The sequence below is a fragment of the Ancylomarina longa genome (assembly GCF_003996985.1).
GTDB lineage: Bacteria > Bacteroidota > Bacteroidia > Bacteroidales > Marinifilaceae > Ancylomarina_A > Ancylomarina_A longa.
Window position 1 is genome coordinate 24,762 of the sequence record NZ_RJJX01000004.1, and the last position, 24,314, is coordinate 49,075.

At 35.6% G+C, this 24,314-nt stretch carries 14 protein-coding genes; 3 read left to right on the forward strand and 11 right to left on the reverse strand.

Going from position 1 to position 24,314, the window contains the following annotated elements; all coding sequences use genetic code 11:
* Nucleotides 1-8: 8 nt before the first annotated feature.
* The 4 genes from DLK05_RS04500 to DLK05_RS04515 all read right to left on the reverse strand — a co-directional run bounded on the left by DLK05_RS04500 (nt 9) and on the right by DLK05_RS04515 (nt 9,216).
* Nucleotides 9-2,291 (reverse strand): GH92 family glycosyl hydrolase, encoded by a 2,283-nt coding sequence (locus tag DLK05_RS04500; protein WP_127342805.1) that lies wholly within the window; start codon nt 2,289-2,291, stop codon nt 9-11.
* Between the two features lie 255 nt (nt 2,292-2,546).
* Nucleotides 2,547-4,409, reverse strand: coding sequence for a LamG domain-containing protein (locus DLK05_RS04505; protein WP_127342806.1), 1,863 nt, complete (start codon nt 4,407-4,409; stop codon nt 2,547-2,549).
* Nucleotides 4,410-4,475: 66 nt separating this feature from the next.
* The gene (locus DLK05_RS04510; RefSeq protein WP_127342808.1) at nt 4,476-6,038 is read right to left on the reverse strand and encodes a SusD/RagB family nutrient-binding outer membrane lipoprotein; all 1,563 of its coding nucleotides are present in this window, start codon (nt 6,036-6,038) and stop codon (nt 4,476-4,478) included.
* Nucleotides 6,039-6,057: 19 nt separating this feature from the next.
* On the reverse strand, nt 6,058-9,216 hold the full coding sequence (locus tag DLK05_RS04515) for a SusC/RagA family TonB-linked outer membrane protein (RefSeq protein ID WP_127342810.1): 3,159 nt from the start codon (nt 9,214-9,216) through the stop codon (nt 6,058-6,060).
* A gap of 557 nt (nt 9,217-9,773) precedes the next feature.
* Here DLK05_RS04515 and DLK05_RS04520 point away from each other — a divergent pair.
* Nucleotides 9,774-12,302 (forward strand): hypothetical protein, encoded by a 2,529-nt coding sequence (locus DLK05_RS04520; protein ID WP_127342811.1) that lies wholly within the window; start codon nt 9,774-9,776, stop codon nt 12,300-12,302.
* 191 nt (nt 12,303-12,493) lie between these two features.
* On the opposite strand, the gene DLK05_RS04525 is transcribed toward DLK05_RS04520, so the two are convergent.
* Genes DLK05_RS04525 through DLK05_RS04540 form a run of 4 tightly spaced genes read right to left on the reverse strand, consistent with a single transcriptional unit; the run spans nt 12,494 to nt 17,206 of the window.
* Nucleotides 12,494-13,921: a glycoside hydrolase family 125 protein gene (locus tag DLK05_RS04525; protein ID WP_127342813.1), complete on the reverse strand. Its 1,428-nt coding sequence runs from the start codon at nt 13,919-13,921 to the stop codon at nt 12,494-12,496.
* 17 nt (nt 13,922-13,938) lie between these two features.
* Nucleotides 13,939-15,042 carry an ROK family protein gene (locus tag DLK05_RS04530; protein WP_127342815.1) on the reverse strand — a complete coding sequence of 368 codons (1,104 nt, stop codon included), beginning with the start codon at nt 15,040-15,042 and terminating at the stop codon, nt 13,939-13,941.
* A gap of 1 nt (nt 15,043) precedes the next feature.
* The gene (locus tag DLK05_RS04535) at nt 15,044-16,204 is read right to left on the reverse strand and encodes an MFS transporter (RefSeq protein WP_127342816.1); all 1,161 of its coding nucleotides are present in this window, start codon (nt 16,202-16,204) and stop codon (nt 15,044-15,046) included.
* 6 nt (nt 16,205-16,210) lie between these two features.
* A complete protein-coding gene (locus DLK05_RS04540; RefSeq protein ID WP_127342817.1) occupies nt 16,211-17,206 on the reverse strand; it encodes a LacI family DNA-binding transcriptional regulator in 996 nt (331 codons plus the stop codon).
* Between the two features lie 418 nt (nt 17,207-17,624).
* Between DLK05_RS04540 and proC the strand changes: the two genes are divergently transcribed.
* Nucleotides 17,625-18,422 (forward strand): pyrroline-5-carboxylate reductase, encoded by a 798-nt coding sequence (gene proC, locus DLK05_RS04545; RefSeq protein ID WP_127342818.1) that lies wholly within the window; start codon nt 17,625-17,627, stop codon nt 18,420-18,422.
* Nucleotides 18,423-18,546: 124 nt separating this feature from the next.
* Here proC and DLK05_RS04550 read toward each other — a convergent pair whose 3' ends face one another.
* A complete protein-coding gene (locus DLK05_RS04550; protein ID WP_127342819.1) occupies nt 18,547-20,631 on the reverse strand; it encodes a PKD domain-containing protein in 2,085 nt (694 codons plus the stop codon).
* A 267-nt stretch (nt 20,632-20,898) separates the two neighbouring features.
* Between DLK05_RS04550 and DLK05_RS04555 the strand changes: the two genes are divergently transcribed.
* Complete coding sequence (locus DLK05_RS04555) at nt 20,899-21,282, forward strand: response regulator (protein WP_127342820.1); 384 nt, start codon at nt 20,899-20,901, stop codon at nt 21,280-21,282.
* On the opposite strand, the gene DLK05_RS04560 is transcribed toward DLK05_RS04555, so the two are convergent.
* Both DLK05_RS04560 and DLK05_RS04565 read right to left on the reverse strand, forming a co-directional pair.
* Entirely contained in the window at nt 21,275-22,459 is a 1,185-nt protein-coding gene (locus DLK05_RS04560; protein ID WP_127342821.1) for a SpoIIE family protein phosphatase, read from the reverse strand. The genes DLK05_RS04555 and DLK05_RS04560 overlap by 8 nt on opposite strands.
* A complete protein-coding gene (locus DLK05_RS04565) occupies nt 22,459-24,312 on the reverse strand; it encodes a [Fe-Fe] hydrogenase large subunit C-terminal domain-containing protein (protein WP_127342822.1) in 1,854 nt (617 codons plus the stop codon). The genes DLK05_RS04560 and DLK05_RS04565 overlap by 1 nt, the downstream gene beginning before the upstream one ends.
* Between the last annotated feature and the right edge of the window lie 2 nt (nt 24,313-24,314).

Genomic DNA, 24,314 nt, shown 5'->3' on the forward strand with positions numbered 1-24,314 from the left:
TTCAAATACTAATAAACTATTGATTTAGGACGATCTTCTGGTGCTTTTCCAAAATCAGGATTTGGCTTCGCTCCCATTTCAAAAGTGAGTGTACCTCCTTTTACAATATCCTTGTGGGTGATAAAAGATTTTTTATAATCCTGCCCATTTAATTTTACAGATTGGATGTATATATTCTTATCGCTGTTATTTCTTGCAACAATCTTAAAAGTCCTATTGCCAGGGAGATTTATACTAACTTCATCGAACAATGGACTACCAAAAACATAGGCGCCATTACATGGATTCACCGGATAAAATCCCATGGAGGACATGATATACCATGCAGACATCTGCCCACAGTCTTCGTTTCCGGATAAACCATCAGCTTTATCGGTGTATAATTTATTCATGATATAGCGTACCTTTTCGGCAGTTTTATACTGTTGTCCCGCATAAGCATACAAATAAGTAATATGATGACTTGGCTCGTTACCATGTGCATATTGCCCGATCAATCCTGATATATCAGCCGATGCTCCATGTTCCAAATCGGAAGAAATAGTAAACAAACTATCTAGTTTAGCCAGGAAAGGCTTATCTCCGCCTAAAAGATTAATTAAACCTTCCGGATCCTGAGGAACCAACCACAAGTATTGCCATGCATTTCCTTCACAATAGTCATTCACCCGATGTTGTGCCGAAACAGGATCGAATGGAGTTCTCCAGCTTCCATCCAACAATTTTCCTTTCATAAAACGATCAGAAGGATCGTAGTACTTTTTATAAGCCTTGGCTCTTTCGGCAAAATATTTTGCATCCTCAACCTTACCGAGTTTTTCGGCTAATTTGCTAATTCCCCAATCGCTGATAGCATACTCCATAGCACTTGCAACCGATTCGTGCATCATATCAGCAGGAATATATCCGTATTTCATCAGCTCCTTCACTCCTGGTTCAAAATCACCCATTGCTGTAGTTTTAACTGCTTCGTAGGCCAAATTGTAATCTATACCTTTAAAACCTTTTAAGCAAGCATCAACTACTACTGGTACGGCACTATATCCGACCATGGTATTGGTTTCGTTTCCTCTCAAGTGCCAAACTGGAAGTTTACCCTGTTGTTGGTAAATTGCCAACATAGAATTAATCATATCAGGTACTCTTTCCTGCTGCGTTAAAGTGAATAATGGATTCTCTGTTCGATAAGTATCCCACAATGAGAACAAAGTGTAATTTGTGAAATTCGAATGTTTGTGAACTTCTTTATCCACACCCCGATAATCACCATTATGGTCGTTATATAGAGTTGGAGCAATCATACTATGATATAATGCTGTGTAGAAAACTCTTTTTTTAGCTATATCATCTGTTTTTACCTGTACTTTCGATAACTCGTGATTCCATTTTGCTTGATTCCCTCTAAGAACTTTTTCAAAATCCCAGCTTGGTATTTCGGAATTTATATTTGCCAGTGCATTTTCCATGCTTACCGGTGAAATTCCAAATTTAACTTCTATTTTCTCAAATGCATCTGTATGAAACTGAAGGAATGCTTTTACTGCTTTTCCTTCTGCAGCATCACCATCTATTTTATTTTGCCCGTTGTAAACACGAATACCTTTCATTGGCTTGGAGAGCACCATTGCAAAATACTCTCTCTGATCAGCGGCCCATCCCTTTGAAAATCGGTAACCGGCAACAATGGTATCGTTTACCTTATGCAAGAAAGTCTCTGTTGCAGTATCGCCATTTCCTTCCTTTAAATCAACAATAATTCTTGCCTTTTCTGATTTAGGAAAAGTATATCGGTGTAAAGCTACTCGCTCACTTGTGGTCAATTCAACATCGATATCATAGGTATCCAGATGAACCTTATAATACCCCGGCTCTACCTTTTCAGACTTATGTTGGTAATAGGAAGCATATCCAATAGTAGGATCGTCTTGCGAACCCGGATTAATTTTCAAATCTCCTATAGTTGGCATCAGTAGTAATTCCCCTAAATCGCTACAACCCGTTCCGCTTAAATGAAGGTGAGTAAATCCCTTGACGATGCTATCGGAATAATGGTAGGCAGAACACCAATCCCATCCTTTATAAAAATTACTAGGACCTGCCTGAATGCCGCCAAAAGGAACACTCGCTCCAACAAAAACATGTCCATGACCTCCTGATCCTATGTAAGGATCTACATATTGAATTAAATCTTCCGTATTATTGGCTGATTTTCCCGCTAATTGACATGAAATAAGGGAAGATGCCAACACAAATAAGGCAAAGAGAGTTTTACTATATTTTTGATATTGCATTTGGTTCTTGTTCTTAGGTTAAGTAATCTGGTTGATATATGTTGTAGCGCAAGGCTATAATTATATTCGAATTCATACACCTTTTTCCCAAAAAAGGCTATAAAAAAATCCTTCCATTATTATACAGGCGGAAGCATACCATTAGTATTAATGGTTTTAAATCCCATTATCTAAAACAATAAAAAAATAGAAATTTCAATTAGGTATTGGAGCTACCTTTCGATAGCTCCAATTTTATTCTCAAAACATATTCTGTTATTCTACGTTCCATGAGATTCCTCTCATTTCACCCTTATAATTACCGGTTACATCTTCAAACTTAACTCCGGCTACTTTATCCAGAGGGAAATATACATTCAAGCCAGCTTCTGTACCATCAATTGCGGCATCTAAATCGGCAGCATCACGAGCAACATCCCAAAGACGGAAGTCTTTCATGTATCCATCCATTTTACCCCAGCCATTACCTAACCACATTTCGCCCCAACCTGAAACTTCAGGAGCTCCAACATCAGTTTGTACACCTTTTTCTTCTCCATCAACATAAAGTGTTGTTGTGCGAGCTGTATCATCATGAACAATAGCTACATGTTGCCATTCGCCGGTTTTCATTGTCAATGCATCTGCCTTTGGACCTTCCCAACCATTACCTGCATTGGTAAAGTTCCATAAGCCTCCTGATCCCAATACATTCTCTTCAGTCAACTCGTCATAACCATAAACCCAAATACCATAGTTTCCGTTATTAAAGAATTCACCAGTTCCGTAACCGAATAGAGATTTAACTTTCACATTAAATTCAACGGTATAATCACCTTGAGGCGTATAATTAGGAGTAATACGCAAACCTACAGCATCAGGATTGTCATGATCGATGAAGATACCATCAGTAGCTTCTACCAACATGCTGTTAATTATATCGATTTTAGCTAATAACGATTCGGCTGCATCATCTAGAGAAGATTGGCGCGTTTCGTTTGCTAATTTGTCATTTGCATTTGAAATCAATTCATCGATATAAGCTAAAGTTCCAATAGGATAATCCCCATCTTGGTTTCCCTCTACGATTGTTGCTTTAAAATCTGTGAGATCCTGGATAGCACCTTCTAATTTTGATTTGTCAAGGACAATCACAGGAGGCTCATTCACCCAATCAATTTTACCTTTAATAGATGCTTTATAGTTTCCTGTAACATCTGAAAAGTCGGAACCTAAATCGGAGCCAAATGGGAAGTAACATTCCAAACCTGCTTCTGAGCCTGTAAATCCGGCACTTATATTAGCTTGAATAGCCGCTGGATCCAACACACTATTCCATACTCTGAATTCTCGCACCAGCATATTGCAAACTCTATCCGTCCACATAGGACTATTTCCAATTACGAACGATTTATCAACAGCCAGCAAATGGGTATTATCATTAGTAGCCACAGCAGCACCATTTACATATAGTATTTGATGAGATCCTGTATTGGTTAAGGCTACATGCATCCACTCCCCTGATTTCATTGTGCCTGCTCCTGCCTGATCACCCGAATCAACCCAATTGTTATTACCAACAACAACCTGAATTTTACCATCGCTAAAATATCTTACTCCGAAACCACTATCCGGTCCTGATTGCTCACAAGAAAATAAATTGTTTGAATACCCTTTTGTATTTAAATCAACAATGTAACAATCAATTTCAATCGTAAAAGCACCATTTAAAACAGGCTTTATATTATCCGAAATCTGAATGTAAGTATCATTCTCTTGCTGAATATATGGCATGGCTACTGCTACAATATTCGCTTTAAATATGTCAATGTAACGTTGCAATTTCACTACAGCATCGGCAATTTCTTCTTGGTTTTTAGCATTATCAATTCGCCAATAAACCCAATTTACCACTTCCTGAAGTTCATCTTTTGATCCTGGTTTAAAATCGCCTGCGTTGATTCCCTCCACACTGTTGGCGATTAGGCCTTCTGCTTCTGTTATCAGAGCATCAAGAGAACCCGTTTCATATCCTCCTGTATTGTTATTATTATCATCGTTGCAAGCTGCAAAGGCAAAAACCATTACAAAGGCAGCCAGAAAAGACAATAGCTTTATATTTAACTTTAATGCTTTCATATCTAATAAAATATTTAGATTTAAAATAGTATTCCACCATGTATCACAATGGAATACTATCTTTTATTATAAATTACTATTCATCAAACCATCACCACCTTTAGTTTTGGTATCAGCAGTATCCCACCAAACACGGATATCCATTCTGTCTGTTTCCAAGCTATTTTGTGCAGAAGGCATATTGGCTTCGTTTTGTAAATGCTCATTATCAGGATAGCGAACACGCTTCACCCAAGTACCTGATGCAACAGAAGAGCTACCACTTACTCCATCTTTTGGAAGTGTAATGTCCGGATAATCTGTTCTTCTAAAATCAGCCCATCCTTCTACGCCATTTGGAAAATCAGCAACCCATTTCTGAGTAATCAATTGTTTTAGGGAAGCTTCATTAGCCCCGGTAAGTTGAGGCAAACCGGCAATATAATCGCTTGCTGCAGAAGCATCAACACCAACATATTCCATAGAAGCCTGAATTCCTTCTTGATATAGTGCATTTGCATCTCCGGATATCCATCCACGCAAGGCAGCCTCTGATTGTAAGAACAATACTTCCGCATAAAACATTACTGGACAATACATGGCATCTTCTACGCCATCACCAACAAAATCAATATATCCACCTTTAAGATTTATAGTTGCGAAATTTTCATCCGATTTTGGAGGAACTAAGTTGTATCCGTTTTCGATTCCTTCGTATTTGGTAAAACCTGCATCTTCTTTGCTGGTTGGCTCACCATCTACCTGATAGGCGAACCAAATAGGTGTTCTTGGATCTTCACCAGCACTAGATTGATTATATACATAGTTCGAAAAAGTTTTCGACATTCTGATATTATTCCAATTCCACGCCATTTGGTGTAGATAATCGTACCAGCCTTTATTCCACATTGGAACTTTTGCAACATCAGCATTACTGGTAAGTAAACCACCTGGTCCGTTCACAGCAGCTTGTGCTTCAGCTTGTGCTTTTGAAGCATCTACATTTGAAATACGCATAGCCAATCGTAAACGTAGTGAGTTACCAAACTTTCGCCATTGAGAAGCATCACCATCATAAATCAAATCGTAACCATCATCATACTTGTACTGTTCCTCACCACCTGTAATACTATTAATAGCTACATCTAATCTTTTAAACAGATCCGTATAAATATCCTGTTGAGATGTATAGGCTACCGCATCACCAGTTCCGGCACCAAAATATGGAATATCACCATAAGTATCTGTCATTCTTGACCACCAGTAGCACATCCAAATTTCTTTAATAGCAATTGCATCAGTATATACAGGATCTTCACCATACATATTTTGAATAGCCAAAGCTCTTCTCAGATGTCTTGTATAATGTTCCTTCCATTGGTTTCCAATCCATCCATCAACATATTCATAACGTGGTGATGGAAAACCAGAAACAGTATTCGCCCAATATTGAGAATATAAATCGGGGTACAAATTCACATTTCTTTGGTAGTTAGCAAACACCTCTTGTTCCATGGTGTTGAAGAAGAATTTTGGCTCGACCTCAGTTACTGCATCAGAAGGGACATTCATGTCTCCAAAATCATCAGAACAACTACTGTTCAAAATGATCAGCCCCAATACAAATAATATTATATTTAATTTTTTCATATCGTTTCACTTTTTTCAATTAAAATCCTACGTTAAGGGAGAATCCATATGTTCTAGCAGATGGTACAGGTGAGAAATCGTATGCCTGCGCTGCAAAACTAGAACTATAAGCACTTGCATCAGGAGCTGTTCCTGGTGTATGTTTGTAGAAATAAAATAAATTTCTTCCTACGAGAGAAACTCTTGCCGACTTAACAGGATTATGAGGAATTTTATTCAGAAATGATTTTGGAATATTATATCCAAGAACAAGTTCTCTTAATTTCATATGAGAAGCATCATACATAAATTCTTCATCTACCTTTGATAATTGTCTCCAATATTCTTCTGCAGAAATCATTACATTATTTGTACTTCCATCCATAGCAACTCCATCAACGAATAAAGCCATACGATTGTTTTCGAGTGTTCTTTTAGCAGTACCTGCCGAAGTTGCTCCTTGTTCAGAAGAAGACAAAATATCTCCACCTTCCTGAACAGATACTAATGCAGTAAAAAACAATCCTTTATAATCGATACTTAAATTAATGGAACCTGTAAAATCAGGTTGAATATTTCCTAAAACATGGTCATCACCTTGAGCCAATGTCATAAGGCCATTTTCATCCATTATCAAATCACCATTTTCGTTTCGATTATAAATACTGCCTCGGATTACTCCAAGCTTTTCGCCTGGAATTGCCATCACATTCATTCCAAAACCATATTCAGGCACACCTTCGGCTAACCTCTCCATTACACTCTCGTTTTGTGCGAAATTAAAATCCAAACCAATGGTTAAATCTTTTGTTTTTACAGGAACGGTTGACAACATAACCTCAATACCTTTATTGGTAATCAAACCAGCATTGATCAAATGTACATCGTATCCAGAGCTCTGAACTGTTTCCACAGGAAGAATTTGATTTTTTGTGTCTTCATTATAATAGGTAAAATCAATTCCTACTCTATTGCTAAGTAATCTTAAATCAGCACCAATTTCCCAGGAAGTAGAAATCTCCGGCTTTAAGTTTTGTACCACTTGCTTTGAGGAAACATTACCGGTAGATAAACCATAGTTCCAATTTCCGATGGTAAAGTTCTGGCTTGTTTGATACGGATCAGTTGCTTTACCAACTCTTGCCCATGAACCACGAACCTTTGCAAAAGAAACCCAATTAGGCATTTCTATCATTTCAGAAACAATTCCACTTAAACTTAAAGATGGATAAAAATAAGAATTGTCGTATTTCGCATCGGATGCTGTAAGGGTTGAAGACCAATCATTACGAGCAGTCATATCTAAGAAAATACTATTCTTATAAGCCACTTGTCCAAAACCATAAATTGAGCGAACTTCTGACTCATTGATAGACTCGGATGCATTAATATTAGAACCTGCTCCTAAAAAGAAATCACCCTCAGAGGTTAAACGACCAGAAGTTGCACTTAAGGTTTTTGCATAACGTTGCATACTATTTGCACCTACATTTAATCCAATAGTGAAATCCTCATTCAAGTCTTTATTATAAGATAATAAGAACTCATAGTTTTCCTCCTTAAAGTTAGATTGCGTAGGATTGTAATTTGGCCGGTTAGAATCAACATTATCTGCAAACAAATAGCCTTCAACAGAAGAAAATTGATAAAAATCCATTCCATATTTAAATTTCGCCTTTAAATTAGAGTTGATTTTTATATTAGCAGCCAAATACCCAAAGGTTCTGTTCTTTTGGTCGTTGTTTGTGGTTTGAGCTTGCAAAAAATATGGATTCCTATAATTTGCATTTGCAGTAGTATACAACTGCTCTACATGCTGTCCTCCAACAATATTATATCCAGGTGCCAAATCCTGATTTCTAATATTTAATGGCATTGTATTAAAGTAAGACACATAACTGTAGTTTCCTACCTCCGGACGATCATTTCCCTCCGTTAAAAAGTAAGATACCTTCGTATCAATATTTAACCAATTATTTATATCGTAATCTGCTCTCAAATCAAAAGTTGATTTCTCTACTTTATGATCTTCATAAATACCGTTCATAATGTCTTTTCCAAGAGAAACACGATAAGAACCGTTGTCGTTTCCTCCTGTAAATGAAACATTGTGTTTTTGAGTAGTTCCAGTACGAGTAAAATCTTCCAAACGATTTTTTTGAGCTTCGTAAGGAATTGTTTCACCTGTCCAGGATTCGAGCATTTGCCCCTGCATCATTGGTCCCCAGGAGGACGTTGCATTCTTGTCATATTCACCATTGGTGCCCTGTCCATATTTATCTTGCAAATCCAATAAATATGCAGCATCTGAGAAAGTAAAACTTCCGGAATAATCAATTCCCAGACCTTTATTTCTACTTCCTTTTTTAGTAGTAACAAGAATTACTCCATTACCACCTCGTTCTCCATATAGCGCTGCAGCATTTGGTCCTTTTAGAATTGACACTGATGCTATATCGTCTGGATTCAAATCAAATGCACCACCAGCTCTTGATGTACCTCCCCAGATTCCACCATCACGGCTATTACCATTATCAAACGGCACTCCATCAACTACCCATAAAGGCGCATTATTACCTGTTAGTGAACTAGATCCACGAATTTCAATCCGGGAAGTTCCTCCAATACCACTACCCGACTGATTAATCTGCACACCAGCAACTTTACCTTGTAAAGAACTCACCAAATCTGCATTGCCAGCCTGTGTTAACTCATCAGCTTTCACATCCTGAACGGCATAACCAAGAGCTTTTTTCTCTCTTTTAATACCTAAGGCAGTTACAACAACCTCATCTACTTGCAAAGCATCGATATGCATTACAAGATCAATTACAGAGTGAGAACCAACTGTGATTTCCTGTGTTTCCATCCCAACAAAACTAAATACCAAAACATCCGTATCACCCGAAACAGAGATTTCGTATTTTCCGTCTACATCAGTAACGGTTCCAATAGTAGTTCCTTTTATAACAACAGATACTCCGGGAAGTGACATACCCGACTCTTCTGTTATAGTACCATTAATTACCCTTTGTGCAGCAACAGCTGAATTGTCTTCGGATAATTTGTCAACGTTTGCATTTGCCGATAATGGGAGAACCATTATTGCAAACAGCAAGACAAAAATTCCAATCTTACTTCCAAAACCTAATGGGTTAGATAGGTTGGAATGAAGATTTCGTAAATAGCATTTCTTCATAGTTAGTAATTATTAATTATACACTGAACAAAAAAAATCATGTGAATTTTTCTTGAAACCAATATTAGCGCAAACGTATTAATTCACGATTAATATTGAATTAATGTGTCTTTCAAAATCATTAATCTACTTGTTTTCTCTTGTCTTTCTGATATATAAATTTCTTTGTCCACTTTTAAAGCGCATTTCATTGTATCCACGTCAAAAAGTTAGAGTGTTTTTTAAAGTCTTGATACTTGTGAAAAGAAGTCTAGATGTTTTTCGGAAAAGGTCTTGATCTTTTTAAATAAATCCTTGATGTTTTTTAAAAAAGTCAAGACATTTTTCCATTAAGATCCTTTATTATAATTCAAACAGATAATATATTCTTCCAGACTCCAAACATATTTATTCCAAATAATCTTAATAATAACAGCTCTAAATCATTCCAAAATCTAGTATTTACAGGTGTTTTCTGATAACTTTGACAACCATAGACTTTATAGTCTAACTAGATTTAGATATATTTGATAATTATCTGCAAACCACTTTAATTTTTAACTAAGCCCCAATAAACAATGAGATATTTCATTTGTCTTGTCATCCTGTTTTCCTCTCTTTCAGAATTACATGCAGATCATGGATTACATTTCAAATCGAATGAAGTTGCGAAGGAACTAAGGACAGGTGTCGATATAACCCACAAAAGCAATATATCTTACAATACAAGTTTTAGCATACATTTTGCTATTTCATTTAGGGATAGTGACACTCATTATGGCGATATTTTATCGCTAAAAGAAATAAATGGGAACAAACTCATTCAGGTTAACTTTCGGGATCCGGATCTTTTTGTAATTTATAATAAACGGGAAACAAAATTTCATTGCAATTTTAAAGAATTGGGAATCCAAAATAACCGTTGGATCTCTTTCGAATTAAAAATTGATGCAAAAAATGAAAATCTACAACTCTTGTTTGGAGATACAATTCTCAACACTAGTATTAAATTTCCTCAGAATTCTGAATTTGCACTATCACTTGGTGTTGTTAATAAATATGGTTTCGTTATTGATGAAGTACCTTCGATTTCAATCAAGGATCTAAGTATCCGGATAAATGGTTCTCCAAAACATTTGTGGCCATTTCGAAAAACGGATTCAAATCTCCTTCGAGATATTTTATCGAGTAGAACCGCAAAAATATATAATCCTGATTGGGTTGTAGATTATCACAATAAATGGGCTCCTCTTGATTCATTTACATTTTCCACCATTCCGTCGATGGCATTTGATTCTCAAAAAGAGATTCTATATTTTGTGATGAATAATGGAGATATTAGTTCTTATGATCTACGAACAAAACAATTCTCAACTCTAACTGTACATTCAGGTTATCCTAGTTTTGAAAAGTCACAGCAGGTAATCATAAACAAAGGGGAAATTCTATCCTATAGTTTCAATAGAAACAGAACCTCAAGTTATAATTTTAAAACTCACCAATGGAGTAAAAATAAGAAAAGTTCCCTTGATGATATTCCAAAATTCTGGCATCACAATAAACTAATTCACCCGATAACGAAAGAAATCACCACTATTTGCGGATACGGATTTTACTCCTATTATAATAAAATTCAGTCCTTTAATAAAGAAAGTAATACATGGAATGAATTAAAATTTACAGGAGATACCATTCAACCCAGATACTTAGCTTCCTTTGGCTCTTCATCAAAAGATTCCAATATCGGTTATCTTTTTGGTGGCTTGGGTAATTCTCTGGGAAAACAGATTCTCGGTAAAGAGTTCTATTATGATCTTTATAAAATTGATTTTAAAAAGAAGTGCATCAAAAAACTTTGGAATTATAAATGTAAGGATGATAAGTTTCAATATTTACCTGTAAATACCATGATTACTGATAATGACAGTTGTTTTTACACCATCATGTTTCCTGCATTAAAGAGGAATACTTATCTAAAAGTTGTAAAAGGATTTATTAATAATTCTAGGTTGGTTTTTATTGGGGATAGTATTCCGTATGACTTTTTAGATGTTGAATCCTTTGCTGATTTATATTATTGGAAGAGTGAAAATAAATTAATTGCATTAACATCTCACTTAGCTTCGGATAATACATACCATGTGAATTTACACTCTATCAGTTATGCTCCGGATGAGGAAGCAGAATTAAATCTTGATGCCAGATCTCTTCCTCTATCAATAAAAATATTCTATTCTTGCTTTGCATTGTTCCTATTGATTCTTGCTTTAATAATTAGAAAAAAAATACGAGCCAAACATCAGTCTGAGAAAGAACTAGTTTCTCATGTCAGCACATTCGATATAGAACCAATAATAAGCTACAAAATTCCTCTGGTAAACGCGATACTTTTATTTGGGGGCTTTCAAGTATTTGACAGTAAAAGTAAAAACATAAGCTATCGCTTTAGTCCCACCTTAAAGGAATTATTTTTACTGATATTATTATATTCTACTGAAAATGGGAAAGGCATTTCTTCAAGAAGGATTCAAGAATACCTTTGGCCTGATAAACCTGAAAGTAAAGCAAAAAATAACAGAGGGGTTAATATTAAAAAATTAAGGAGCATTTTAGAAGATATTTCTGGCTTAGAAATAATATATGACAACAATTATTGGAAACTAACCTCCGATGATTCCATTTTTTGTGACTTAATTCATATCACTAATGAAATAAAAAAATTCAAAGAATCCGGAAATATTGAAAAGCTGGAAGAAATACTTCAAATTCTTAAAAGAGGTACCCTTTTAAGAGATATTTTTCCGGAATGGCTTGATTCTTTTAAAGATAAAAATACCGGAAAAATTGTAAATTTTCTTGAGAATATTGTATCGCAAGCAGATCTTAATACAAGCTTGCGCTTAAGAATTTCAAATGTAATTTTTGAATTTGATCAAATGAATGAGACTGCTTTAAGAGTGAAATGTTCTTTGCTTAGTTCAGAAGGAAAACATAGTCTTTCTGTTGAAACTTATGAGAATTATAAAAAACTATATTCCAAATTTTATAATGAAGAATATAAATTCTCCTTTAAAGATATCGCTAAAGATTTAACAGTTATGCACTAATTAAAAAACCCCGGACTTTTCCGGGGTTTCCACAACTAATTTAATCTAATTACTAAATCTAAAACGATTTAAGAGGATCCAGAAAGAGATTCCTGCTAAAGTCTCTCCTTCCGGTTAGCACACTACTACTATAAATTAATAATCAGCCCTTTCTTCTCACTTCTATCTGTTTAATACTTGCTACGAATTATTTAGATAGAAGCTAAAATGGAAGGCCTTTCTTTATAGACTTTAAGAACTAATTCACCAAACAAGGTATTCGCCCAAGCAAACCAGGATCTGGTATAATTTTCAGGATTATCTTTATGGAATGTTTCATGCATAAATCCGGTTCCCGCATGAGATTTCATGAGCATTTTCAGACAAGCAATAATTTCCTCATCTTTCTCTGATGTTATTGCTCTCATAATAATACTCATTGGCCAAATCTGGTCAACACCGACATGCGGACCTCCAATTCCTTCGGCATATTTACCTTTAAAAAACCAAGGATTCTTTATACTCAAAATAAATTCACGTGTACTCAGATAAACAGGATCATTTGGTTTAAGTGCACCTAAATATGGCAAAGACAATAAACTTGGGATATTTGCATCATCCATAAAGAGTTTGTTTCCAAAACCATCTACTTCAAATGCAATGGTCCTGCCATAATCCAGATGCTTTGAAATCGCAAACTCACCCAATGCAATCTCCACTTCTTGAGCCAATTCTAACGCTTCTTTTGCAAGTACAGTATCAATTTGCAATTGAGCTAAAATCTCAGACAATTGCTTTAAGGAAACTACAGCAAAATAATTCGATGGTATCAAAAAAGGCAATACGGTAGCATCATCAGAAGGTCGAAAAGATGAAACAATTAAACCAATTGGATTCATCGGATTTCCATAACCATTTCCTGGCAGGGTGTCGTATGGATTAGATGTTTTTCGTTGAAAAGTATAAGATCCTCTTCCTTCTTTTCTTTGCTGTTCTTTAAATGTTTTTACAATTTTTTTGGCGGCTTCTTGCCATTGTGTATCAAAGCAACTTACATCTCCGGTGGCTTTCCAATAATGATATGCCAAACGGATGGTATAACACAAAGAATCAATTTCCCATTTTCTTTCATGTAATTCTGGCTTCATATCCGTATTATCACTTTCCCAATGACTTCCCTCCGAATCTTTGTTAAAAGCATTTGCATAGGAATCAATATTTACACACTTAGTTTGTCTGTTTATTAAACCCTGAAATAATTTTCTCAAATGTTCATCTCCATCAACAAATGGCAAATATGGCCAGACCTGAGCTGTAGAATCTCTCAACCACATGGCGTTAATATCTCCGGTAATCACAAATGTGTCTGGCCTTCCCTTTTCTTCTGAATAGTAAACTGTAGAATCCAGCGTATTAGGAAAGCAATTTTCAAACATCCATGCTAATTCCGGATTCCTTATCTCTTTTTTAACCTTATCTATAATTTCATCAATAACAGGACTTACAAACAAACGATTATCAGGAAGAGGTCTATTAGAGATATACTTCATTTGTTTTAATGATGCATATCCTTTCATCCCTGTAAGGGCAATGCCTCCGGTAAATAGAATTGAATTTTTAAAAAATGTTCTTCTTTCCATGTTTGCAGATTCAATATTTATTCTGGAAGATTCTTTAAGGCAAAAGCATAAGCACCTAAGCCAATTGCTCTACTTGCTCCCAGTTTACTGGAGCAAACAGCTAATTTTGGTATTGGGTCATATTTAATTGTTTTATCGGTACCTGGAATTTTAATCTCCTTCGATCGGTCCTTGGCAAATTCCAAAAATTCATTTTCGTTGTCGATATTATAAACTTTTTGAACCAAACGAGGTAAAGCTTCACCATTAGCCTTATGGCATTTACCATTCATCTCTTTTAATGCAGCAGGCATATATAATTGATATGCTCCCGTTAGTCCTCCTCCGATTACAGCAATTCCATCCGTGATAGTGAATAAATTGGCCAAACTATCCCCCAAACATTTACCAAACTGTTCAAAAGCCAGTAAAGCAGCTTTTTGATCCGACTGATTCTTATTTAGAGCAATATCATGAATATCCTTAGGCATTAAATAGTCTGGATATTGTCCGATTGCATTTTCAAGAAAAACACGTTGTATTGCTCTAGTACTAATTCCCTCCTCGGCAAAGCGTTCCGGAAACAATCTGGAACTTGTTAACCACACCTCTGCTGCAATAGAGTTATCCCCTATGAATAATTCATCATTATGAACCAAGCCACCACCAAAACCGGTTCCTAAGGTTACCCCAATTAAATTACGATATTGCTTTGCGCTATTCTCTGCCTTTAATCGCTTATTGATTTCGGGCAGAACACCTCCTAAAGCCTCTCCATATGCAAATAAATCACCATCATTATTGATAAAAACAGGGATATTAAAATATTCTTCCAACATTGGACCAAGTGCTACCCCACCTTTAAATGCCGGTAAATTAGGTAAATCTCCAATGATCCCATTTTTATAATCAGCCGGACCGGGAAATGCAAAACTTATAGCAACTGGCTTTTCTTGGAGAACATTTAACACCTCCCGAAAACCATCGATTATTGTTTGCAAACAAACCTCCAGGTTATCAGCATTTGCTGGTTTGCAAATTGGTTCAACGATCTCCTCCCCGCTTTTTATGGCCGAAAAAACAAAATTAGTTCCTCCTGCATCAAGCGTTAACACCACTCTTTTATCGCTCCAAATATTCATGTTATACCTGTTTTATATTATAAAATGATAATCCCAAAATGTAGACAATACATAGCATCGGAACAGCAAATCCTACCATAAGTGTGAAAATATCCACAACTGCACCAAAAATAAGAGGTACTATTGCCCCTCCAATAATCGCAGTTACCATTAATCCGGAAATTTCATTACTCCTTTCTGGCATTGCATCAATGGTGATGGAAAATACCAGCGGAAATATATTGGCAAAGCCTAATCCAATAATAAATATAGACACAAAGCCAAATAGAGAAGTGGTGGCAAAATATAAACTTGCAATTCCCAATATGGATAAGAGGGTAGTTAATCTCAAAAATTTTGAAGGTATCATCCAATTAAGAATAACCCCACCGAGAAATCGCCCAATCATTAAGGATAAAAAGAAAAATAATGTTCCCCACAAACCCATTTCTTTAATATCGAAATTAAATTTATATTCCAGGTAATTAGGCAACTTAGCACTCATACTAACCTCTGCACCAACATAAAGGAAAATAGCTAGTACCATAAAAAAAACATATCTGTTTTTCAGTAAAGCCAAAACTGATCCAAATGATGCTGGCGAGGAAGTATTATTTTTCTTTTCATCAATTTTTACAATCCATAAATAAATTACTGCAATAAGCACCAATATGGCATATATCGGAAATAGTATCTTCCAATCTAAACCCCAATATTTAGCAGCTAACAAAGGGAGTAATGCTCCCGACAGGGAACCTATAGCTTTAATAAACTGACCAAAGGATAAATTTCGCGAGTATTTTCCATCAGGAGATACATCTCTCATTATTGGATTTCCCGCGACTTGCAATAAAGTTGCTCCCGTACCAAGTAAAAGAAGAGATGCCAATAATAAACCAAAGGAAGCAAACTGACCTATAATGGGCAAAAGTAAGCCAATTAATGCAGCAATCATTCCTAATACCAATACATGTTTTTTCCCCTTTCTATCCTGATACAATCCCATCGGCACGGAAAGTAGTCCAAACATAATAAACCCCATAAATGTAACAAAACCAGCTAAAAAATTAGAAAGTTGATATTCACTTTGAAGCTGACTTGTTAATGGACCCACAACATCTCCAAAACCCATACATAAAAATGCCAGAAAAACGGGACCTGATTTTAAATAATTATTTTTCATAAATTCTTAACGTTCTATTAATTTAGGTTTTAACTCAATTCTTTTTATTACTCTATCATTTGATTGAATCACTTCTTTTAATATATCAACTGCGTACTTAGCTATTTCCTCAATTGGTTGTGCAACAGAAACAACTCTAGGTATTGAATAATCGAATAAATCCAGATTATCAAAACTCACAAATTTAATCTCTGACAAATCCTTCTTGTGAATGGTATTCATCCACCAAATAGCAATAGCTGTAATCTGGTTATTTGTAAAGGCAATCGCATCAACCTTTTGACTCATTAAGTAATTTAGTTGTGCCTGTGTACTCTCCTGCAAATCGTTATTATCCACAATACGAATCAAGTTTTCATCCAATTTTATGCTATTCTTTGCCAGGGCATCTTTATAACCATTAATCCTAAGTTTTAAGGAATAAATATTTGGGGTAATGGATAATAATCCAATTTTAGTTGCTCCTTTATCAATTATCTTTTGAACCGCCTCTCTCATCGGTTTCTGATTTTCAACTAAGATATAATTCGCATTAAAATCAGGATCCTCCCTATCGAAAAACACCATCGGAAAATTCTGGGCAGACAAGGTTTTTAACCGATGAAGATCCGAAAAGCAAGAAGCTATAATTAATCCGTCTACCTGTCTATTGACAAACATACTGAGCAATAAATCTTCCTTTTCCTGCTTCTCATCAGTACTGCCAATAATCAAATGATATCCTTGCTCCCACAGCAAATCCTCAATCAATCTGCCAATACGGGCGTAAAAGGGATTTGAAATATCTGGCACCAAATAACCAATTGTATTTGTCTTGCCATTTTTCAAACTCTTAGCAATCTGATTGGGTTGGTAATTAACTTTGCGAACATATTCAAGAATAATTTCTTGGGTTCTTTTACTAATATTCTTCTCGTCTCCCTTGTTATTCAAAACAAACGAAATGGTTGTCTTGGAAAATCCAAGCTCCTTCGCAATATCATTTATAGATTTTTTTTTCACTTCCTACAGACTAAACCGTTTTACTAAATCGATTTATCAAATGTATGGAAATTTTTCTGAATCCAAAATAACATTTCTAATAATAGCTGATTTCAAATAAAATTACACCCACTCACCCCGACGTAAGTATCTGTTTTTCGTGCATTACACATCCAATTCAATAAGTAATATTTTTTCTTCATTATCCATATTAGAGATAATAGCTTCGTCCATTCCATTACTTAGTACCTATTATCTATATTCACGAAAAAGTACTACATTTGATATTCAACTTTACAGGTTGAGTCACACCACCACTCTTTAAACGATTTCTCTATCGGTAGTATTTCATGCTTTTCCTGCATTACATTAAATATGAAGATGCCTGCAAATTGCTGAGTTTAAACACAAAATTTTAAATGTATTATAATTTCATTTCATGAAAAATAGAGGAATATGTATTATCGGTTGTGGTAATTTAGGGAAGTCGATTGCCAATGGTTTATTAAATAACAAAGAATTAAGCCCTTCTAATATAACGGTAACCAGAAGAACTTTATCTAAAATAACAGATCTGAAGGATGCAGGTATTAATATTACATCTGATAATGTAATGGCTGTTCGAAACAGCAATATTATATTACTTGCAGTGAAGCCTTATAACGTATCTAAAATTATTAACGAAATTAGGAGCGAAATTAAAGCGGAGCAGCATATTTTGGTTTCTCTGGCAACTGGCTTAAGTACATCTGAAATATCGGAGATGTTAGAGCATAAAATTCCGGTATTTAGAGCCATGCCTAATATTGCCGCAAATATCAGGGAATCTATAACTTGTATCTGTGATAAAAATGCCATCGCAGAAGAAGTGAAGATGGTGAAATTTATTTTTGATTCCATTGGTGAAAGCCTTATCATCAATGAAGAATTAATGGAGGCAGCAACCATTCTGGGTGCATGCGGAATCGCATTTGTATTCAGATTCATCAGAGCAATGATTCAAGGTGGAATTCAAATTGGATTTGATGCTAACACAGCAAAACAGATTGTTTCACAAACTGTGAAAGGAGCAGCCGAAATGCTTCAAAAGAACAATAATCATCCGGAATCAGAAATTGACAAAGTCACCACACCTAAAGGTTGCACCATTGTAGGATTGAATGAGATGGAACATCGGGGATTTTCCTCCGCCTTAATTCGAGGAATTGTAACTTCTTTTGAAAAGATTGAAAAGTAGATAGATACATTCTGCATATCATTATTCTGCTGCCCTATCTATTAATATGTACACTTTAATATTATTTGATTCTCCTAAAAGAAAATCGGGAGAATCAAATATTCTGATATTTAAAGAATTCATTTTATTTCACCAGGACTAGCTTTCGTTTTAAAACTTCTCCATCTACATTAAGATTCAGAATATAAATATCAGGTGCTTGACCATTTAAGTTAACATCAAGGGAATTGCTATATTGAGCTATAAGTCCATTCTTAACTAATGATCCATTTGAGGAATATATCCCCCAGACTATTTGTGAATAAGTAATTTTACTCAAATCAACGGTGAATATTCCATTAGAAGGATTTGGATATATACTTAATTGATCCTTATAGGATGTTTTAATCTCCTTTTGAGTCGTATTCAATCCACAAACATTTTTCACGCTTAAATTCACTTCATAATTTCCTCCTAAACTGTAAGAATGCAGTGGATTTTCAAGATCAGATAGACCTCCATCTCCAAAATTCCATTCATAGCTAAAGGCATTAAGTGATGTATTTATTATTTGAATTGTCTGCTTCTCTAAAGTATAATCAAAATCCGCAAATGGATAATCCATTACCAAAATGGTATTTGATAAACTATCCACAACTCCATTTTTTTGAACGATTAACTTCACTGTTTTTAATCCATCACTACTATAAACTATTTCACTCGGCACCTTATCCGTAGAATTTGCCGGAACAGCATCTTGACCAAAATCCCAATTATAACTATCTGGATCACCTGTAGAAAAATCTGCCAAAGTAACAGGAGAATTTATACATATTGTGTCGTCCGATATAATAAAATTAGCCCTTAAACCAGCGTAAGGGTCGAAACCATCCAGAGTTTCAACGCCCAGATTTAAAGGATCCAACCACACTTTCAACTGCTCACTGTCCCCGGGATAATTATTCCAGCTCTCGGAAAATTTCGCATAAAAATCATTTATGGAGTTCGAACAGCTGGCTTCTCCTCCTGTGAGATCTCCAATAATCCGGTGATTTTCATCAAAAAGAGGTGAACCCGATGAACCTCCTTCTGTTGTGCCAATATCCCATTCTCCTATCCGCCAATGTGTATTTGCATCAAAAGTAAATTTGGTATCAGAATAAGAATCTGTCACCGGAGAATCATAATCAATAGATATTTTTTTTGCATCCCCACTTGGGTGATGAATACACACAGTTCTTGCCGGCACTCTTCCAGATCTATCCCACCCTGCATAATATGGAGTATAGGCAGCCGGAGGCATTACAGATAATTCGAGTAGGGTAAAATCTAAATTGACTGTAGTAGCTAATAAGGTAGATCCGGAAATGGATTGCGATTTTAATGCATCAGCAGTATTGCAACTTGAATTTTCGTAATTAAAATAAAATATAGCTATGTCCGCATCATCTTGCGTGTTAATCGCATGGTGTGCTGTAAGGAAGAACGGTCGTCCATCAAAATTCGTATTATTAACCAAGGCACCGGTAGCAATCCATCCTCCATAAAGAATATGGCAAACAGCTTCTTTTTCTGTTTGCCAATCTGCTCCCTCCGGACAATTAATATCAACATTACAGGTTCCGGAAGATTTTAGATAAGTTGCTTCTCCTTGCAATAAATTAAATATGTTTTTATAATCGTGTAATACAGCTCCTATTTCAATCTCTGCTGTAAAATCAGCGTCTTGTGGCTCTATATATTCAATAATTGCCATATCCCCAGCTAATGGTTCAACCGATAGTTTTCCCGATTTCTTATTATTTTTTTCCGTGTAAGCTCCTAATACCTGATCATTCTGATTACTGTATATAAACAGCTGTCCTCCTTTGGGTAGTTTAAATTTAGAAAAAATAATTCCAAGAGAAAATGCACCTGATGAGGACAATGCGAAACGCCATACTCTTCTCCCATTCTCTATAGTTTCCCATGATCCGTATTCGTTAGCATTATAGTCAACCTTAAAACGATAAGCGTATTGAGCGAGTTTTAGCCTGTTCCCACCGATGTTATCCTTGTTATTTATAGAATAACTTGATTCAAAACGAGGTAAATACTGAACTTTCACCTCCGACTTAGTAGTCCTTTTGTTATATATTGGAGAGCCACCACATGAAATTTGAGCATGGCTTGACCATGAAAAAAATATAAAGCTAATAGAGAATCCTATTCTTAAGAGTTTTGAAATCATGAAGAGGTTTTACGGTCAAAGATTTTCAAAAGTAACAATTAAGCAGATAAAGTCAACTAATTCAACGACACAATATATCTTCCCTATCCCCATTATATATAACTTCCAAATAATCAAACTTAGCTAATAATTAAGCGGTTTTAAATTGAAATGTATGTCTTTAAACAGTTGTTCAATATTACTGATAGCAAGTTATCAACAGATTCAATCCAATAATTTTATTTATCTTAGCAGCCTAACTTTAATGCAAAAACACCAAACTTTCTCATGAAGCAAGAAGCTTTTAATTGGTCTATGAAAACCATTCTGATAGCAGAAGATGTGGAATCAAATTACCTTTATCTTGAAGAAGTTATCAAAAAGACTGGTGCTAAAATCCTATGGGCTACAGATGGTCTTAAGGCAGTAGAATTATTTCATGAAAATAAAATTGACCTTATCCTGATGGACATTCAAATGCCGTTCCTCAATGGTTTTGAAACCACTAAAATCATAAAGGGAGAGAATCCAAATATTCCTATCATTTCTCAAACTGCCTATGCGATGGCAGAAGATAGGTTAAAAAGTTTAGATGCTGGTTGTGATGATTATATCGCTAAGCCCATTTCCAGTAAAAAATTACTAACAATAGTGGACAAGTATATTAAATAAAAGTCAGGCTTACGTCTTTTAGAAATTTTTCTTCCAGCAAACCAACAATTTTTTTCACCACTGTTCTTCGGATTTCTAATTCAACAGGTAAACTGGGATCCTGATGTGCAAAATTAATTCGAGTACCGGAAATAATAGATATCTTATCGCTTTGTAATAGGTAATGTGCGATTTGATCTGCAGGTCCTTCTCCTAATTGGTAATCGTTATTATAATCCTCCAGTATTCTTGCCACCTTACCGATGGTTAGAATGCCTTCGGTAACCAAATTGATACTTTCCATATACGATGCTGGTGGCAATTCCGGATCCGTAATTTTCATTCCTGCAGCAAATTTCAGACTCAATTCCCGGGCCAATATTTCAGCTGTAGTTYCTCCACATATGATTTTCTTTCCTTTAAAATGGTAAACCCTCATAGCTAATTCAGAGTCCTTGTCTTTTTCGAATGGAGGCCCGGTGCATATTAAAAGTTTTCTTGGCTCCCTAAAATATATCACACCAGCACTAGTGTCATCTTTTAATTCATTCTGATCGTTACGCGATGCCTGTTTCACTAATTTCAATCCTAAATTTCGGGCAGAAATAAAGGGAGTACCTTTCACTACATTGGTAACATACTTCACAACATTCTCATGGCTCCACCCGAAAGGAAATTCCTTACTTCCCATTCCGGATTGCATAATACCATCGGACCAAAAAAGAATCCGATCTTCCTTACGAGCCGTAAAAGCACAAGTTCGCAACTCTTTACCTTTATTCTCCTCACTATCCATTACTATGGTTCTCCAACCAGGATCAAAGATATTGGCTCCTCTCATCACAACACAGGAAGGATTATCAAATTCAAGAATACGTGTTGTTCCATCATATTCGATATCTAAAATAGTAAAAGTGGAGTAGCTAACTTTACGCACACTGCAAACCGGCAGTGTATTCATAATTATCTCGGCGATAGTTTTCACATCCTTATGTTCCATGGTGAAATTCATGGCCATAGAAGCAGTTAAAGTAGCAAGAACATTCGCTTTCACCCCACTTCCCATTCCATCGCTTAAAACTACAATCGTTCTGTTTTCCTCTTTTATTCTGGTAGAAAGAAAAACATCTCCACAAATCATTTCACCATGATGAAACAATTGCTGACAATCAATATCGACATGAAATTTTTCTTCCATTATTTCCCTTTCTCCTCTTCTCCCGATGTGTGGGATTTAATGATAGAACTTAATAGTTTTTCGGTTTTCGAAGCACTTTCGCCAAGCAGAAACGCAATTTGCTGTACCGTTTGCAGATTTTCTTTTATTACAGCTCTGGCTCTTCCTATCACCTCCTCTTTTCGGACTTCCGGAGCATACAAATCTCTTATTATTCCACCAACAATTTGATTTTTTTTAATCGTAAAAACAGAAATATTAAACAGTCGGTTTCCGTAGTGAACATCCCGGTTTAAAATATCTTCTCCATTTATGATAACGGTGGAAAATAGCTTGTAAAACGGAATAAGCTTAGTAAGATCTGCATCCACTAATCCGGGAATGATTTCATTCAACAAACGAGTTTCTTCCCCCAAAAGATCAACAAAGCTTCTGTTAGATTCAATAACTTTTAAATCTGCATCGACAATAACAACACCAGAAGGAAGTTTCTGCAACATGGCAGATACCGTCTCGGATGCCTCTTGAGCCAAATGTCTTTCTTCGTTTGCTATCTTCTCCGATTCCTTTAATGCTGTTTTTGTTTTGGTAAGCTTTTCGTTAATAGTACCGAGCTCTTTAATATAGGTATTCATATTCTTGATGGTAAAAGAAGAACACATCTCAAAATTAGCCAGCCCTTGACATTTGGCTATTGCAAATTCGCGACAAGACTCATAGCCACAAGAACCACAACCTAACTGATCTTCAATTTTTCCTTTACCCATTTCAAGCAATACTGTCTGAACTTCCTCTTCGGAAGGCTCCGGTAAATTCATTCCCTTAGAAATAAATTCTCTGTTAAAATCCAGATCTTGATAATCTGCCAAATCTCTCTTCCATTGCTCCTCGTCAAATGTTTTCAGACGTTTTCTTACATAGGTGATAACCTGAGACCTTCTGGAAAATTTCCTCCCTCCGAGACTTGTGCCAGGTCCCATTATACAACCCTCACAATAAAATAAATCTAAATGTTGATTTAAATTACGTTGTGTTTTAAATTCATTTATAGATCGAAGAAAATTATTTCTGCCTTCAGTACTAATGATTCCTCCATCCAACATATTAATATCAATATCTGCAGCCTGGAATAATCCGTGACTAATTGGAAATAGCCCACCTAATCTGGCAAAAGGAGGATCAAACTCCGAATATTCAACTGAATTTTCACTTATCCCAAATTCTTCAAATAGCTTTCGTAATTCTATAAAACTCAATACTGCATGAATATTACCATCGGTACCATTAAATACTTTCACATCATTTTTACTGGCAACACAAGGAGATAAAGAAACTAGTTTTACATTCTTACCATATTTCTTCCGCATCACTTTAGCCATTGCAATACCAGGAGGAACGATTGGAGCAAGGTTTTCCACCAATTCAGGATGGAAATATTCAATCTGATTTACTAAAGCAGGACATTTGGTCGTAATGTAGTATTTACCATGAAAATTATTGAATAATTCTTTATACTTATAGGCAACTAAATCAGCTCCAAAAGCTGCCTCTACCACGTAATCAAATCCTAAGGCTCGAATCATGCCCACAAAATTCCGGTAATCTAATATATCATCAAATTCTCCCGAAATGCTAGGATCACAAATTGCAACCACCGGATCATTTCCGCTCAATAGTTGTCTTACAATATCCTCCGATTTACGATATTCTATGGCAGATTGCGCACACATAGTCACACAATTACCACAGCCTATACATCTGTTTCCAATGATATTAGCAAAATCATTTTCAATTTTTATTGCCTTTGCAGGACAAACCCTAATACAAGTATAACTTAAATTACACTTGTCTTTGTTTGTTGAAATTAATGGCATAA

What these genes read in the sequence shown, in the direction of transcription:
- proC (WP_127342818.1), top strand. Translation starts at nt 17,625, where the DNA reads ATGAAAAATAGAGGAATATGTATTATCGGTTGTGGTAATTTAGGGAAG.
- DLK05_RS04500 (WP_127342805.1), bottom strand. Translation starts at nt 2,291, where the DNA reads ATGCAATATCAAAAATATAGTAAAACTCTCTTTGCCTTATTTGTGTTG.
- DLK05_RS04505 (WP_127342806.1), bottom strand. Translation starts at nt 4,409, where the DNA reads ATGAAAGCATTAAAGTTAAATATAAAGCTATTGTCTTTTCTGGCTGCC.
- DLK05_RS04520 (WP_127342811.1), top strand. Translation starts at nt 9,774, where the DNA reads ATGAGATATTTCATTTGTCTTGTCATCCTGTTTTCCTCTCTTTCAGAA.
- DLK05_RS04550 (WP_127342819.1), bottom strand. Translation starts at nt 20,631, where the DNA reads ATGATTTCAAAACTCTTAAGAATAGGATTCTCTATTAGCTTTATATTT.
- DLK05_RS04515 (WP_127342810.1), bottom strand. Translation starts at nt 9,216, where the DNA reads ATGAAGAAATGCTATTTACGAAATCTTCATTCCAACCTATCTAACCCA.
- DLK05_RS04565 (WP_127342822.1), bottom strand. Translation starts at nt 24,312, where the DNA reads ATGCCATTAATTTCAACAAACAAAGACAAGTGTAATTTAAGTTATACT.
- DLK05_RS04530 (WP_127342815.1), bottom strand. Translation starts at nt 15,042, where the DNA reads ATGAATATTTGGAGCGATAAAAGAGTGGTGTTAACGCTTGATGCAGGA.
- DLK05_RS04510 (WP_127342808.1), bottom strand. Translation starts at nt 6,038, where the DNA reads ATGAAAAAATTAAATATAATATTATTTGTATTGGGGCTGATCATTTTG.
- DLK05_RS04555 (WP_127342820.1), top strand. Translation starts at nt 20,899, where the DNA reads ATGAAGCAAGAAGCTTTTAATTGGTCTATGAAAACCATTCTGATAGCA.
- DLK05_RS04535 (WP_127342816.1), bottom strand. Translation starts at nt 16,204, where the DNA reads ATGAAAAATAATTATTTAAAATCAGGTCCCGTTTTTCTGGCATTTTTA.
- DLK05_RS04525 (WP_127342813.1), bottom strand. Translation starts at nt 13,921, where the DNA reads ATGGAAAGAAGAACATTTTTTAAAAATTCAATTCTATTTACCGGAGGC.